General features: G+C 40.7%; 14 protein-coding genes and 1 riboswitch. Of the genes, 11 read left to right on the forward strand and 3 right to left on the reverse strand.

Annotation, left to right across the window (positions count from 1 at the left end):
• Positions 1–11 precede the first annotated feature (11 nt).
• The 7 genes from ACXAFV_RS14065 to ACXAFV_RS14095 all read left to right on the forward strand — a co-directional run bounded on the left by ACXAFV_RS14065 (position 12) and on the right by ACXAFV_RS14095 (position 7714).
• On the forward strand, positions 12–212 hold the full coding sequence (locus tag ACXAFV_RS14065; RefSeq protein ID WP_475127356.1) for a MerR family transcriptional regulator: 201 nt from the start codon (positions 12–14) through the stop codon (positions 210–212).
• Between the two features lie 227 nt (positions 213–439).
• A riboswitch (FMN riboswitch) is annotated at positions 440–584 on the forward strand.
• 148 nt (positions 585–732) lie between these two features.
• Entirely contained in the window at positions 733–1839 is a 1107-nt protein-coding gene (ribD, locus tag ACXAFV_RS14070) for a bifunctional diaminohydroxyphosphoribosylaminopyrimidine deaminase/5-amino-6-(5-phosphoribosylamino)uracil reductase RibD (protein ID WP_475127358.1), read from the forward strand.
• 4 nt (positions 1840–1843) lie between these two features.
• On the forward strand, positions 1844–2500 hold the full coding sequence (gene ribE / locus ACXAFV_RS14075) for a riboflavin synthase (protein WP_475127359.1): 657 nt from the start codon (positions 1844–1846) through the stop codon (positions 2498–2500).
• 17 nt (positions 2501–2517) lie between these two features.
• On the forward strand, positions 2518–3711 hold the full coding sequence (locus ACXAFV_RS14080) for a bifunctional 3,4-dihydroxy-2-butanone-4-phosphate synthase/GTP cyclohydrolase II (RefSeq protein ID WP_475127361.1): 1194 nt from the start codon (positions 2518–2520) through the stop codon (positions 3709–3711).
• Between the two features lie 47 nt (positions 3712–3758).
• A complete protein-coding gene (gene ribH, locus ACXAFV_RS14085; protein WP_475127362.1) occupies positions 3759–4229 on the forward strand; it encodes a 6,7-dimethyl-8-ribityllumazine synthase in 471 nt (156 codons plus the stop codon).
• Positions 4230–4939: 710 nt separating this feature from the next.
• Positions 4940–6229: an NCS2 family permease gene (locus ACXAFV_RS14090; protein WP_475127364.1), complete on the forward strand. Its 1290-nt coding sequence runs from the start codon at positions 4940–4942 to the stop codon at positions 6227–6229.
• A 243-nt stretch (positions 6230–6472) separates the two neighbouring features.
• Complete coding sequence (locus tag ACXAFV_RS14095; RefSeq protein ID WP_475127365.1) at positions 6473–7714, forward strand: EAL and HDOD domain-containing protein; 1242 nt, start codon at positions 6473–6475, stop codon at positions 7712–7714.
• A gap of 5 nt (positions 7715–7719) precedes the next feature.
• On the opposite strand, the gene ACXAFV_RS14100 is transcribed toward ACXAFV_RS14095, so the two are convergent.
• A complete protein-coding gene (locus tag ACXAFV_RS14100) occupies positions 7720–8013 on the reverse strand; it encodes a hypothetical protein (protein WP_475127366.1) in 294 nt (97 codons plus the stop codon).
• A 310-nt stretch (positions 8014–8323) separates the two neighbouring features.
• Between ACXAFV_RS14100 and dapF the strand changes: the two genes are divergently transcribed.
• Positions 8324–9319 (forward strand): diaminopimelate epimerase, encoded by a 996-nt coding sequence (dapF, locus tag ACXAFV_RS14105; RefSeq protein ID WP_475127368.1) that lies wholly within the window; start codon positions 8324–8326, stop codon positions 9317–9319.
• Between the two features lie 30 nt (positions 9320–9349).
• On the opposite strand, the gene ACXAFV_RS14110 is transcribed toward dapF, so the two are convergent.
• Positions 9350–11188 (reverse strand): DNA ligase D, encoded by a 1839-nt coding sequence (locus ACXAFV_RS14110; protein WP_475127370.1) that lies wholly within the window; start codon positions 11186–11188, stop codon positions 9350–9352.
• Between the two features lie 139 nt (positions 11189–11327).
• On the opposite strand from ACXAFV_RS14110, the gene ku reads away from it, so the two are divergent.
• Positions 11328–12188, forward strand: coding sequence for a non-homologous end joining protein Ku (ku, locus tag ACXAFV_RS14115; RefSeq protein ID WP_475127372.1), 861 nt, complete (start codon positions 11328–11330; stop codon positions 12186–12188).
• 26 nt (positions 12189–12214) lie between these two features.
• Positions 12215–12883 carry a phosphatase PAP2 family protein gene (locus ACXAFV_RS14120; RefSeq protein WP_475127373.1) on the forward strand — a complete coding sequence of 223 codons (669 nt, stop codon included), beginning with the start codon at positions 12215–12217 and terminating at the stop codon, positions 12881–12883.
• 62 nt (positions 12884–12945) lie between these two features.
• Here ACXAFV_RS14120 and ACXAFV_RS14125 read toward each other — a convergent pair whose 3' ends face one another.
• Positions 12946–14496, reverse strand: coding sequence for a hypothetical protein (locus ACXAFV_RS14125; protein WP_475127374.1), 1551 nt, complete (start codon positions 14494–14496; stop codon positions 12946–12948).
• Positions 14497–14661: 165 nt separating this feature from the next.
• Here ACXAFV_RS14125 and ACXAFV_RS14130 point away from each other — a divergent pair, with 165 nt between their 5' ends.
• Entirely contained in the window at positions 14662–15405 is a 744-nt protein-coding gene (locus ACXAFV_RS14130) for a YwaF family protein (protein ID WP_475127376.1), read from the forward strand.
• Positions 15406–15454 lie beyond the last annotated feature (49 nt).

Consider the following 15454-nt stretch of genomic DNA (forward strand, 5'->3'; position numbering starts at 1 on the left):
AGATGAATCAGATGGAAGGGACATTCTTTAACCGTAATGAAATTCCAGATACAATGACCCCAACGCATGTTCAAAAGGTATTGGGAATTGGTCGAAGACAGACATATGAAATGGTAGCTAATGATCCACCGTTTCATGTAGTCAAAGTGGGTAAACTTTATAAGATTTCAAAAAGGGCATTCTTTAATTGGTTTGATGGAGAGCAGGATTAATATCTTGCTCTTTTTTATTTGCAGTGATAATATTCAAATATCAGAAGTGACATACTAATAGTCCAGTGGTAGGTTTTTGGTAGGAATCACTCTTGGAACGGTAGGATATTGAAGGATATTAACCTACCACTAAAGATAATACCTTATCAAATACACCTACTAAAAAGCCTATTGAATAGGGCTTTAAAGGACATTAAAGTAAACTTCTGAATAATAATAATCGAATAGGTTTCCTTCGGGGCAGGGTGAAATTCCCTACCGGCGGTGATGAGCAGCATGCTCTCAGTCCGTGACCCGGCTGATCAAGGTCAGACGGTGGATTTGGTGTAATTCCAAAGCCGACAGTGAAAGTCTGGATGGGAGAAGGAACGGCAGTATTTTCTGATTAATTAGTAAAGGGCTCTCAGCAGAAATGGAGTATTCTGAAAATTATCATAAAATACGTTTATTTGTCATGCCAATCTCCCCAAGTAAATTTCGCTTGGGGTTTTTATTTTTATAAAGAGAGGAGGATGAAACGTTGAAACATCATGATTATATGGAACTGGCACTGAATATGGCCAAAGCCACTCAGGGACAAACAGCTCCGAATCCGGCAGTGGGTGCTGTTGTCGTGAACAATGGAGCCATTGTTGGCTTAGGCGCCCATTTAAAAGCAGGAGAAGGACATGCGGAGGTCCATGCCCTTAAAGCAGCTGGTGAAAAGGCGAAAGGAGCAGACATCTATGTCACTCTGGAACCCTGTGCTCACTATGGAAAGACACCGCCTTGTTCACAGCTCATTATTTCAAGTGGAATAAAAAGGGTATTCATTGCAAGCACAGATCCGAATCCATTGGTATCCGGTAAAGGGATAGAACAACTGCGTAACGCCGGAATACAAGTGCATGTTGGAGAGTGTCAGGCTGAAGCTTTGAAACTCAACAAGCATTTCTTTCATTTTATGAAATATAAAACACCATATGTAACGTTAAAAACTGCCGTCACTTTAGACGGTAAAACGGCTGCTCCTTCTGGAGACAGTAAATGGATCACTTCTGAAGAATCAAGGCTCGATGTCCACTATGATCGTCACCGGCATGACGCGATATTAGTTGGAGTCAACACCATTATCCGCGATAACCCGCACCTTACCACCCGTTTGCCCCAAGGTGGAAAAAACCCCATTCGAATTATTTTAGATAATCAATTAAGAACACCGTTAGAATCCAACGTTGTGAAAGATAACGGAAGTAAAACCATCATCATTACAAGTGAATCAGTAAAAGAAGAGGACAAAATTCCTTTCAGGGAAGCAGGATGTGAATTCATTACCCTGCCGTCAAGCCGCATCGATCTTCATCAAGTATTGAAGGAATTAGGGACAAGATCGATCCAATCGGTCTATGTAGAAGGCGGCTCAGCTGTTCATGGTTCCTTTCTTGAAGAAAATGTTTTTCAGGAACTCGTCATGTATATGGCACCTAAGCTTATAGGCGGAAAAAATGCTTTCACCAGCTTTGGAGGAAGCGGAGTATCTTCCATTACAGAAGGATTGGATATGAACATTGTTTCTATTGATTCTATTGGAGAAGATATCAAAATAGTGGCTGTCCCTAAGAAACAATCCAGAATGAAAGAAGGTTGATGAATTGTTTACGGGAATCATAGAGGAAATCGGTAAAATAGACCAAATAAAAAAATCAGCAGCATCAATGATACTTACCATTGCTGCGAAACAAATTCTAAAAGATGTCCATATCGGAGACAGCATAAGTGTGAACGGAGTATGTTTGACGGTAAAGTCCTTTACGGAAAATCAATTTCAAGTCGATGTGATGCCGGAAACATTTGAAGCGACAACCCTTAGGGACTTATCGGCAGGTTCACGTGTCAATCTGGAAAGAGCGATGGCTGCCGGCGGCCGATTTGGCGGACACTTTGTAAATGGTCATGTCGATGCAACAGGGACAGTAAAGAGACTCCAACAAGTCGAAAATGCTGTTTATGTTGAAATTTCAATTCCAACAGAACTTTCTCCTTATTTTATCATGAAAGGGTCCGTTGCGATTGATGGCACTTCTTTAACTGTATTTGGATTAAGTGATGATTCCATCACCGTTTCACTCATTCCACAAACGAGGGGAGATACGATTCTGGGTCAAAAGAAGACAGGGGACATGGTCAATGTGGAATGTGACGTCATGGCCAAATATTTCCATAGGTTTTACGAACAGGCACAGCGAACGAAAAGCAGCTCAAGTAATATCAGCTATGATTTTTTGAATCAACACGGTTTCGCTGACTAATGGAGGAGGAATTGAAGGTGTTTCATACGATCGAAGAAGCAATAGAAGACCTATATAACGGCAAGGTTGTCATCGTAGTCGATGATGAAAATCGTGAGAATGAGGGTGACTTTGTAGCTCTTGCCGAAAAAGCCACGCCCGAAGTCATAAATTTTATGGCTAAAGAAGGAAGAGGCTTGATTTGCGCTCCGATAACAGAGGAATTATCCAATCGATTAAAGCTTGCACCGATGACTGATGAAAATACAGATCCTCATGGAACGGCATTCACCATCAGTATCGATCACCGTTCATCCACGACAGGGATCAGTGCATTCGAACGGTCGGCCACCATCCAAGAGTTATTGAATCATTCGTCCCTTCCGGAAGACTTTAAACGTCCAGGACATGTATTCCCGCTTGTTGCGAAAAAGGGCGGTGTACTGAAAAGGGCAGGCCATACAGAAGCGGCCGTAGATCTCGCTGCTCTGGCAGGTGGAAAGCAGGCTGGTGTCATTTGTGAAATCATGAATGAAGACGGCACGATGGCAAGAGTACCTGAATTAATGAAGATTGCTGAGAAATGGGATTTGAAAATCATCACGATCGAAGATTTGATTCGCTACCGCCGGAAAAAAGAAAAGCTTGTTACGAGAGAAGTCGAAATCGAACTGCCAACTGAGTTCGGTCAATTCAAGGCAGTTGCATACACAGAAAACCTTACCGGCAAAGAACATATCGCCCTCGTTAAAGGGGAGTGGAAAGAAGATGAGGAAGTCCTCGTCAGAGTGCATTCAGAGTGCCTGACCGGAGATGTCTTCGGTTCAAACCGCTGCGACTGTGGTCCTCAGCTTGCCACTGCCCTTGTACAGATAGAAGAGGCGGGACAAGGGGTATTGTTATACATGCGGCAAGAGGGTAGAGGCATCGGCCTGATCAATAAGTTGAAAGCCTACAAGCTTCAAGAAGAAGGTCTTGATACAGTCGAGGCAAATCATAAACTTGGGTTTGGAGCGGATTTACGGGAATACGGCATTGGCGCACAAATACTGAGAGACCTGAATATCAAACGAATAAGATTACTAACCAATAATCCGCGTAAAATTGCAGGTATCAATGGATATGGTTTGGAGATAGTGGACCGAGTAAGCATCCAAGTACCGTCAAAGTTGGAAAACGAGAAGTACTTAAGAACGAAGCATTCAAAGCTGGGTCATTTATTGAAGTTCTAGTAACAGGTGCAAACATCTATAAAAACGATCAATTGGAGGAATGAAAGATGAAAACAATCTATGAAGGTAATTTAGTTGGAACAGGACTGAAAGTAGCGATCGTCGTATCACGTTTTAATGAATTCATCACATCCAAGCTGCTTGGAGGAGCAGAAGATGCTCTTAAAAGACATGGCATCGATGAAGGTGACATCTCAGTCACCTGGGTACCGGGAGCATTTGAAATCCCGATGATTGCTAAAAAGCTTGCTCGTTCAGGCAAGTACGATGCCGTCATCACTCTTGGAACGGTCATCCGCGGGGCCACTGCACACTTTGAATATGTAAGCGGAGAAGTAGCTAAAGGGGTGGCGGGTCTTGCATTGCAGGAAGACATCCCGGTCATCTTTGGTGTCCTGACCACTGATACAATCGAACAGGCAATCGAGCGTGCAGGCACGAAAGCAGGAAACAAAGGATGGGAAGCAGCAGTCTCGGCGATTGAAATGGCGAATCTTGTGCGCGAAATAGATAAGTAAGAATCTATAGCTAATGATATTAGTGAGCCGGTCCCGTTATGGGGTCGGCTTTACTTTTCAATGGAGTGTGGGACGGATCTTGGACATGTCTCTTAGCAGATAATAAATGATATACGCTGTGAAAAAGCAATATGATTGCAGCACTCTGAGTATTGTTGGGAGTGGCTTAATTAGAATTATTCTAGGAAGATCATATATTTCTAAAATGGAACGTATTTTTAAAAATAGGATCATAAAATCTGGAAAAGGATCGTATTTTTTCAAAACGGATCATAAATCCTGAAAATGGATCATATTTCCCTTTTCATCTTACTATAACAGGGTCTTGTCCAGCTGGTTGTATCCAGCAGCGGGGTACTATCCATGAAAACAGTAAGCCTATATACATTTGAACGGGAAAAAGCGCGCTTTTATTCAATAATCGCACAAATTCGAGACAGAGGTTCTTGCCGCAGCGTGGAGATTACTTAATACTTTTCTCCTCAAATCTTACCGAATTCGCCGTATTCCCATCATTCTCCCCATTCAAGCATTACCGAATAAATGCTGTCATCTGACATGTGCGCCTAATCATATTTATACCTGCGACCGATCCAAACTTCTCATAATTCTTATTGGCAAACCCCCACCTTTTTGCTACAATAATATCTTGTGGCTCACCCTTTTGGGATTGAGCGGGTAGGGAGAGGGCAGTTTTATAGGAAGATTATATGAAGGAACGTAAAGGTATTTTTCAGTTAAAGGATCATGGTACCTCGTTCAAGCAGGAGATAATGGCCGGAGCGATCGGTTATTTTACGATTGTGTACATTATCGCAGTGAATGCACTCATTCTTTCTGAAGCTGGAATTCCATTTGAAGGAGCAGTCATGGCAACCATACTGGCTTCTTTTGTTGGATGTTTGGTCATGGCCTTCTGGGCGAATGCACCAATTCTTCTGGTTCCGGGAATGGGTATTAATGCGATGTTTACTTTTACTTTGGTGAAGTCTTCAGGTTTGACGTGGCAGGAAGCTTTAGCTGTTGTAGTTATTTCCGGGATACTGTTCATGATTATTGCATTTACGAAGCTTTCTAAAGTATTATCTGAAGCCATCCCGAAGACATTGAAAGAGGCAATCACAGTCGGTCTCGGAATGTTTTTAATGTTTATCGGTCTTGAAAAAGGCGGTCTCATCCAACGTGGGGACTCAGCTCTCATTACGATCGGTGACTTCGGGGAATTGAAGGTTCTGGCTACGGTGCTGACTTTCTTGGTTACGATTTTCCTTTTTATCCGCAACGTAAAAGGTCAATTTTTATGGAGTATCGCTTTTGGAACATTATTAGGGTTTATCTTTGGAATTGAGCCTTCCATTTCCGGCAGCACGTTTCACTGGAGTGAATACGGTCAGGTATTTGGACAAATTTCCTTTGATGCCATATTAAAAATTCCATTCTGGATTGCTGTATTTTCCGTAACGATGGTGCTTGTATTTGAGAACATCGGCCTGATCCATGGACATGTGGACATGATCGAACAGCCTCACAAGTACCCAAAAGCCTTTCAAGCAAATGCTTTTTCCGCGTTCACATCGGGATTCTTCGGAACAAGTCCGACTGTATCGACGGTTGAAAGTGCAGCAGCTATGACAGCTGGGGGAAGAACAGGTCTTACCTCGCTTACGACCGGGGTTTTATTCCTTGGATCTGTTTTATTCATTCCGTATTTAAAGTGGATTCCGGATCATGCAATCGCTCCGATTCTCATCATCATCGGAGGATTAATGATACAAAATATCCGTCACATGGATCTTAGAGACCTGACGGAAGCATTTCCGGCCATCTTTATCATTGCGATGATTCCGTTTACTTATAGCATTGCAGACGGTATAGCAATCGGGTTCATCATGTATCCGATCTTGAAAATGGCTACTGGTAAAGCAAGGGAAGTATCCATTCCGCTTTACATCATCGCCGGATTATTCTTAATGAACTTCTTTGTTCATTCGATACATTGATCTATACTCTGAAAAAGGAGGCGACACTAATGTCGCCTCCTTTTTTTATTCTATCGCTCTGTTCAAGTTACCTGTTTTATCAACTTTCTGTATGGTGACAATATACCTCTAAATCAACCTTTATTATACATATTTTGTAGACTTTCCACATATTTCTTGATACTATTAAGGAAAAATATATCAAAATAACCACTTTTAATACATATATTGGTTACGTGTAGGATTAAGGTAGGGGTGGACGCGATGGAAGTATTTGTGGCAAGGCAGCCGATTTTTGATGTGAATGAGGAAAAGGCAGCCTACGAGCTTCTATACAGACAAAATCAACTGAATATGTTTCCTGATATAGATGGAGACACAGCGACAGCAGATGTCATCATTAATAGTTTTCTAAATATAGGGATCGATTCACTATCCTCTGGAAAACCTTGTTTCATTAATTTCACAGAAAACCTTCTGAAGTTAAGGGTTCCTACTTATTTTAATCCAAGGGAAATCGTGGTTGAAATTCTGGAGTCGGTAGAGCCAAGCAGGAGTGTGGTGGACATCTGTCTGGAACTGAAAAAACTCGGGTATAAGATTGCATTGGACGATTTTATTTTCAATGAATCGAATCCATTTTGTAAAGAGCTTATGAGGGCAGCCGATTTTGTTAAGGTTGATTTCCAGGCCACAACTGAGGAAATGAGAAGAAATATAGAAATATTATCCAATTCCTTAGGATATAAGATGATTGCTGAAAAAGTAGAAACCGAGGTTCAGTATCAGGAGGCAAGGCAGAAAGGATACCATTATTTCCAAGGATATTTTTTCAGCAGACCGAAGATAATCGCGTCTCATGATGTGCCGGTTTATTTTCATTCTTACTATTCAATCATTCAAAGCCTTGAAATGTCAGAGCCCAGCATCGATGTGATCAGCGGATTGATCGAGCAGGATCTCTCTCTTTCTTATAAACTCTTAAAGCTCATTAATTCCCCGGCATACCGGCCTAAGCATAAAATCCATTCTATCCGCCAAGCGATCGTGTTACTCGGATTAATGGAAATCAAAAGATGGATTTATGTGCTGGCGGTAAGGGAGCAGGTAGCACACAGAAGAAAACTTGAAAATGAAGTGATTACATTATGTCTCACGAGAGCCAAAATGTGTGAGCTTGCAGCAAAGAAAGTAAAAGGCACCGTTAACACATCAAGCTATTTTCTGGCCGGTATGTTCTCCTTGATGGATACGATCCTATCCGTTCCAATGATGAAGATACTTGAAGAATTACCGTTGAATGATGAAATTTGTGATGCATTAATCGGTAAATCCAATGAGTTGAAGGATATGCTGGAATTGGTCATTTCGATTGAGAAGGCCGATTGGGTGGACCTTGATAAGAAAGTGAGTTCGTTAAATTTGACTGAGCAGGATATCTCAGAAAGTTATCAACAAGCCTGTCAATGGGCAGAGGAGCTGCTTACACAGGAACTTACCCATTGAACGGATTACCAAACAGGTTTATAAGAACCGGGCTTTAAGAATTTCCTTTGTGGTTTGATATAACGTTTCAATTCCATCAGCAAGAGACGCTGGACTTTCCTTGAGGTGACTTGTTTCGCAATATCTGCAGGATAAGGATAAATGCCAATCGAATTAAATCGAACTCTGAACAGGCCTTCTTGTAGAAGGTCTTTCTTTTCGTCCAATATCCTGCAAAAGACATGTACATCGCGTGAGTTGTATTCATCATCGGTTTCGCTGACTTCCCTCACTTGAAACCGGAATAGTAATTCATCCATTTATTCCCCTCCTCACTCATTCTTCTAACCCGACACATTGTATGTAAAGTGTAACTGTTTTTGCAAGTAATTTCAGTAAAAACATGCGTCAAAGAACACATCCGGGATGCAATGTAGTAAACTGATAAAGAGTGATGACAGCACATTGCCAAATGAAATCGAATATGGCAAGCTTATGATAAAATTAGTTTCTGTTAGACGAGGATAAAAATGATACTTTTACTGATGCTGCAGAAATCACCTGCGGTATCATTCATACTAAAATCATAAATAATAGTCTGATAGATTGAAAGTAACGGAGGGCTTCTTGATGAAACTAAATCTAATTAAATGCCACGGCTCGGGAAATGACTTTTTACTGATCGATGAAATATCGAATCGATATACGTTTACAGAAGAAGCAAGACAAAATCTTGCTATATCGTTATGCGACAGGCAAAAAGGTTTAGGGGCGGATGGCATATTATTTGTCCTGGAAAGCAAGCGCTGTGATGCAGCGATGAGGGTTTTTAACTCGGATGGTTCTGAAGCTTCCATGTGTGGAAATGGTCTCAGATGTGTTGGACGGTATGTGTGTGAATTATTGGATAAAGAAGGTATCATCATTGAAACGATGAAAGCTGATTTGAGAGTTGCTTCAGCACCTGCCATCTATGATGATATCCCGACTTATAATGTAGAAATTTCCCCTGTGTATTTTGAACTTGATAAAGTACCGATGAATATGGATTATTCTCGAGTAATAGACCAAAAGATCCCTGAAATATCGGATCGTTTGCAGTTTACGGTTTTAGCGGTTCCAAATCCCCATTTGATCAGTATTGTGGATGCAGACACGATCATTTCCAATGAACAGAAGATGATCTCAGAAGCGGTCAATGGACCGAATAACCTCTTTCCGGATGGAGTGAATGTAAGTTTTGTGCACTTGTTAGGAAAAGGTTCCATCTATGTCCGTACATTTGAAAGAGGTGTCGGATTCACGAATGCGTGCGGTACTGCGATGTCAGCATCCAGTCTGGTCACATGTCTGCTTGGGGAGAATGGATTAGGTGATGAGATCGATGTATACAACAATGGAGGAAAGGTTCGGGTGGTGGTGAACCGTAAAGAAACAGGCGAGTACTTTATGGAATTGATCGGAAATGCTACCTATATGTTCGAAGCCGAGCTGGATCTATCTTTGTCACACCCTGAAGTATTCGAAGTGATATCCGAAACGGAATTCAATGAAGAAGCTGCATATGGGCTGCTTCAGACACATGCCAAGAAAGTTGTCGACAGTAAGATATTTACAAATGCGTAAAAGAATGAGCCTGGACGCCTCCGTCCAGGCTCATTTTCTGGTATTCCCTTTAAGAAAACCGATAACTTCTTGAAAAGGCTGATGCTCCTTTACCCGGTCAAATTGACGGAATGGACACCCGAGTTTTGTAAAACGGCTTAATACTTCGTGCATTGTAAACTGCTCGGGACTTAGTTCTTCGTTTACTTCATTCCACCATAGCGGGGCAGCAACAAGAGCTTTGTCGTTCCCTCTTACTGAATAGGGGGCAATAATCGTTTTTCCTTCTCCGTGCTGAATGTAATCTACATAGAGCCGGCCCTTTCTATTCTTTTTCATCCGCTCAATCGTGAAGTCATCCGGATAGTTGGATACAAGGTAATGAGCAATGAATTCCGTGAATACACCTGTGTCTTTCCAAGAATATCCCGATGGAAGCGGGATATAGATTTGCAGGCCTTTGTTTCCCGACGTTTTAACGAAGCTCTTTAATTTCAAACCTTCAAATAACTCCTTCATGATAAGGGCTGCCTTGACCGCCAAAGGAAATTGTTCCCGGCTGGGCGGATCCAAATCAAACACGATTTCATTTACGTCCTGCTGAACCGCTTTCTGAAAAGGTATATGAAATTCCAGTGCTAATTGGTTTCCTAGCCACATCAGACTCTCCAATTCATTGCAAACTATATATTCGATCCCGCCAAGTACATGCGTTTCGATAAACTCGGGCGCATAATCGGGAACGTTCTTCTGATAAAAAGACTCACCAAACATACCGTGGGGAAAACGGATGCAAGTCAAAGGACGATTGTATAGGAAAGGCATCATTGCAACTGATATTTTGCGAAGGTATCTGATATAATCCAATTTTGTAAGTTGGGGTGCTTCCCATAAAGTTTTTTCAGGGTGAGTGATTTCCACGCTTTGAGGCAAACTGGCTTCATCCTGGAGGAATTGTTCCAGTGTGCATTCCTCAGGACGGGAAGCGAACTTAAATTGGTGAAAATGCGGCTCCCTTAATTGTTCTTCATACCAGTTTAAGTATAATACCTCCACACAAATTGCCGGTTCAATAAAATAATGGCTTCCTTCTTTTCGGGAATGATTTTTTTTGATGATTTCTTTTAACGTTCTCTTTTCACTTGGAGAAATGCCAAAATGGAATAATCCGATCTTTTTTATTTTTTCACCATCAAAAACCCCGATATGAAAATAATCGTTATTTACATCGACGGAAGTGATAAAACACAGACTTATTTTCCAATTCTTGATTTTCAGCCAGGAGGAACTCCTTTTCCCTTCTTCCCACTTACTTTCTGAAAGCTTCGCAACAACACCTTCACCTTCTTCACTTGTCACTCTACTCCACACCTTATTCCATTCAGTAAAGAAAGGAATCATTTGAATGACAGCAGGATCGGCCGGGTCCGGTTTCAATGGGATCTCAAGTGCGGAGAACATTTTCTCCAATTCCTTTTTACGCTTAGTATATGGTTGATTGCTCCATCGTTCATTCCCGCTTTGTATCAGGTCGAATGCCAAAAACTTCACAGGTCTTAAAGAAGATAATTCGTTCATTTTCTGTTTGTTTTTCATCCTTCCACGGATTTGAAGTTCGAAAAATTCACTGCTGAATGATGAACGCAGGATAACAATCTCACCATCCAGCACCAGGGGAAGGGGGGGAGAAGCGAGTTTCAGGAGTTCCTTTATATATTCTTCAATCTCGGGAAAATGGTTTAAAAGATTCTTGTTGTTTCTGCTGGTTAATGATATTTCTTCAGAAGAATCAATCTTTAAAATCCCTCTGAAACCATCATATTTTACTTCGTAGTTCCATTTTCCATTAAGGGGAGCTTCCTCTGTAAGTGTGGGCAGCATCGGTTTCATTTATATCACCTTGGCTATTTTTATTTAGTGTAGCCTCGTTCAAGTTCAATTATTTCCAAATGTTTTTGCGCATGAAGCGTAATAAGTAATTAAAAGATAAAGCTAACAGGATTTAGTATACAAAAAGGAGGGTATTGTAATGCATACCATATGGAAAGGTTCCATAAGTTTCGGATTGGTAAATATCCCAATCAAACTGCATTCCGCTACTGAAGATCGTGATATAAAGCTTCGTTCTCTGCATAAAGAATGCCACACGCCAATCAAATATGAAAAAGTCTGCCCGGTCTGCGATAAAGAAATTGATCATAACGACATAGTCAAAGGATACGAGGTTACGAAAGGGAAATTTGTGGTATTGGAAGAAGATGAGCTGAACCAAATTAAAGAAGCTAATGCAGAAAAAACGGTTGAGATTTTAGATTTTATTAAAATCGATGAAATCGATCCGATCTTTTATGACAGAAGTTATTTTGTCTCACCGAATGATGGAGGGAAAAAAGCTTATTCTCTTCTGCGAAAAGCTTTAGTGACTTCGGGGAAGGTAGGGATCGCAAAAATTACGATGAGATCTAAAGAACAATTATCTGTAGTAAGGGTATATGAAAATACATTAGTGATGGAAACGATTCACTATCCTGATGAAGTACGGACTTCTAGGGATGTACCGAATGTACCCGAGAACGATGAAATTTCGGAAAAAGAGTTGGAAACGGCCACGATGCTCATTGAACAATTGACATCAGAATTCCAGCCGGAAAATTATCATGATGAATACCGAGAGCGACTCAGTCAGTTGATTGAATCCAAGCAAACAGGGGAGAAGATCGTAACTGCTAAAGAAAAGGCTCCGAAAGAAAATGTAACGGACCTAATGGCAGCCCTTCAGGCTTCAATTGATTCGACAAAGCCGGAAAAGGCGGAAAAGCCGGATAAGAAGAAGACCGCAAAAAAGAAACCGGCTAAAAAGAAAACAACTACAAAGAAAAAAGCACAATAAATCAATAAAAGGGAAGGAGATACACGTTGGAGGAAAGACATGTAAAAAAGGCCGTATTTTTCATCATTTCTTTAATCTGTTTAGGTATCTTCACATGGGGATTTGTTTCAATCCTGGAAGAGTGGAAAGAGAATGAAATTGCGGGCTTTGATAATGGAGTTTTCAATGTTGTTCACGGGTTTATTTCTCCTAAGCTGACAACATTGATGACTTCCATTACCTTTATGGGTGGAGTGAAATGGCTGAGTATCTGCACGATTGGGATAGTCATCGTATTAATATTTATGAAAAAATATCCTCTCGCTTTATTTTTGAGTTTGACAGTCGGCCTGGGGGCAGGTTTTAATTGGCTGTTGAAATGGATATTCAAACGGGACAGGCCCGATATTGAAGCCCTGATCGAGCAGGGGGGATACAGCTTTCCGAGCGGTCACTCGATGGGTTCCTTTATCTTTTACGGCGCTATGGCATTTATGCTATTTCGTGCGTTGGACAGGGCAGTGTACAAGTGGCTGAGCGTACTCGGTTTATCTGTGCTGATATTTTTAATCGGAATCAGCAGGGTATATCTGGGTGTTCATTATCCGAGTGATATCGTCGGGGGATTTACAGCCGGCGGAGGCTGGCTTACGCTTAGCATCGCAGTGTATATCTATTTCTACAAACGAAGTGATTGGAAATATATCGATGAATGAAAAAACCTGAAACGGGAAGTGCCGTTTCAGGTTTTTTTGAAAATAAATTGCTTTGAGGCATTTTAAAATAAATTAAATATATATGGACCAAAGGAAGTGACGTACAAAAGGATGTATACGCCCATAAAGTAAAATACTCCTCCAAATGTTCCCCAGTCAGGATTTCTTCCAACCTTCCAGATCAGAGCGGTCAGCAGAGTGATGACCATTATTCCAACATACCCGCTCCCTGTAAACGTAAGGTAATCGGGAGCAATAAAGTAAAAGTATCCATTCATGGCTTTATTCATAAATGTAAGTGGCATGATCAGGAATATGAGTATTGAAGCGTATTCCACCCAGTTAATGCCTTCTTTTTCAAAAATATTTGGTTTGAACATATACAGAAGGATGAGCAGAAATAATGAAGGCAGCACCCAATAGAACGACGTCAAGATGGTGACAACACTGCTGAATATCATCATTATACTGTTGTTGACAGCTTCTTTTACGTTCCGTTTGTTGAGTTCAACACTTGCTGAAATCACTTCTGGATCCTGAGAAGCACCGAACAGTTCATACGTATCTCCATCATAGTCCAGCCAAGCGATACTGTTTTGGGTCAACTGTAAAGGAAGATATGAATAATGCTTGGTTGTTCCAAAAGGTTTAGCCTTTAAACTGGACGCATCCTCTAAAGGTGCCAAGTATACGCTCACTGCGTTATGGTCACTAACTTTATGGCCTTCAGAGGTGAATAGGATAGAATTCTTTCCATCAATATTCACCAACTTTGGAGAACGTGGTCCCTGTAGCATCTCACCTGAATACGTATTAAGAAACTTAAGACCTTCAGGTTTCAGGGTGTCGGTTCCGATTTTGTCTAAAGAGGTTTCGAGCTTCATGATTTTATAGCTTAAAACGCCTTGAGCTCTCATTTCTTCATTATAAAGGACTGTCAGAGTATTGTTTTCTACTCCATAGGTCAATCCGTCAATATGATGATTCGTTGAGATGTTGACCGTTGCAAAAGGATCTCCTACTATTTTCTCATTTTCATCCATATAATGTAGAACAGCAGAATTATTATTAAGTTGTTCCTGAACAATCGCACTGCCGTTATTTCCTTGATAAACGTCCATTATGTTTTTAGAAAACAAATGAACGCTTCTGCTTGATAAATCAGCTGGGTTCAATGTGAACAACTCATTGTCCACCCAGTAATATATTTTATCGCTAGATGTACTAAGCCCGGCAGCATTCTCTGAAATGACGATGTCCTTATTGTTTTCAGTTGCAACCAATTGTCCTGATTTCATTTGTATAAAGACAGATCCGTCAGACCAGAAAGGGTGGCCCCGAGTTATTTTAGTATTCTGGACAGAATCTTGCGTTATGTTGAATTGATCATCAAATGCCAACTGCCGCACTTTTCCTTTATCCGTTAAGAAAAGGCTGCCGTTGTTGAAAAATGCCTGAGGGCGTTCTTCAGAAGTGAATCCCAACGGAACCGAACGGCTCCATTCTGGCTGAGGCTGTTTCTTGACCTCCAGTAATTGGTGGATAAATAGTGCACCCAAAAGCAGTAAGATGATCATCAAAGGCACACCGAATGACTTTAGTTTTTCTTTCACCAAAATCCCCTCAATCTTTCTATATCTATATTTTGATTTCAATTTAGAATTTTACCACAATTCAATTATTTTGGCACCAAATATTTCCTTTCATGAAGGTATGTTTGTTTATTTGTTGGAAGGGGTCAGGTTTCATAATTCATGAAGGTAAGGGAGTGAATCAATATGCTTTCACCCGAAAGAATGATGGATTTCCAATTGTTTTCAGGCGAACATCTTCTGACATTGCTATTGTTTGTTTTGCTGGCTGCAGGGGTCTTATGGTGCTTCACCAAATTTACAGACGTTAAATGGCTGGGAACTATACTTGTCGGTATTTTATGTATTTCTGAATTCAGCTATCAGATTTGGATGGCAGCGAATGGGCTCTGGGCAATCCAGACAGCGCTGCCCCTTCAACTATGCAGCATCAGTACATTTATTGGCATCTATTTATATTTCAAACGTGACAGCAGGTTGTTTTACCTCTTTCTGTATATAGGTTTTATTCCTCCCATCTTGGCACTTATCACTCCCGACAATCCTTATTCTTTTCCACATTTTCGATATATTAAATATTTCATTCATCATATGGCAATTCCATTAATGGTCCTGTACTTATTTTATTTTGATTACTATCCTCTTCGTAAAAGATCCATTCTCTATGGTCTTGGCATGTTGAATTGTTTAGCCGTTCCCATTTTCATCCTGAACAAATTAATCGGGTCTAACTATTTCTTTCTGGCCGGGCCGCCTGAAGGAAACACACCATTATTATGGTTCGGTGAGGGTATCATTTATATTATTAATTTAGAAATAGCTGCGGTAATCGTCTTTTCATTGAATTACCTGTTGTTTAGAATGCTTGCCCGAACAAGAAGAAATCAAGAAACTTCAAGCCTTATGAGTCATAAAACAATTCAATCTTAAAAAGATATCTTTTTTTGTTGACAAAACCTAATATAAGAATTACAATGAT

This window comes from Rossellomorea sp. ABR4_012 (genome assembly GCF_056159545.1).

What these genes read in the sequence shown, in the direction of transcription:
- ACXAFV_RS14065 (WP_475127356.1), top strand. Translation starts at nt 12, where the DNA reads ATGGAAGGGACATTCTTTAACCGTAATGAAATTCCAGATACAATGACC.
- ribH (WP_475127362.1), top strand. Translation starts at nt 3,759, where the DNA reads ATGAAAACAATCTATGAAGGTAATTTAGTTGGAACAGGACTGAAAGTA.
- ACXAFV_RS14090 (WP_475127364.1), top strand. Translation starts at nt 4,940, where the DNA reads ATGAAGGAACGTAAAGGTATTTTTCAGTTAAAGGATCATGGTACCTCG.
- ACXAFV_RS14095 (WP_475127365.1), top strand. Translation starts at nt 6,473, where the DNA reads ATGGAAGTATTTGTGGCAAGGCAGCCGATTTTTGATGTGAATGAGGAA.
- ACXAFV_RS14100 (WP_475127366.1), bottom strand. Translation starts at nt 8,013, where the DNA reads ATGGATGAATTACTATTCCGGTTTCAAGTGAGGGAAGTCAGCGAAACC.
- dapF (WP_475127368.1), top strand. Translation starts at nt 8,324, where the DNA reads ATGAAACTAAATCTAATTAAATGCCACGGCTCGGGAAATGACTTTTTA.
- ACXAFV_RS14110 (WP_475127370.1), bottom strand. Translation starts at nt 11,188, where the DNA reads ATGAAACCGATGCTGCCCACACTTACAGAGGAAGCTCCCCTTAATGGA.
- ku (WP_475127372.1), top strand. Translation starts at nt 11,328, where the DNA reads ATGCATACCATATGGAAAGGTTCCATAAGTTTCGGATTGGTAAATATC.
- ACXAFV_RS14130 (WP_475127376.1), top strand. Translation starts at nt 14,662, where the DNA reads ATGCTTTCACCCGAAAGAATGATGGATTTCCAATTGTTTTCAGGCGAA.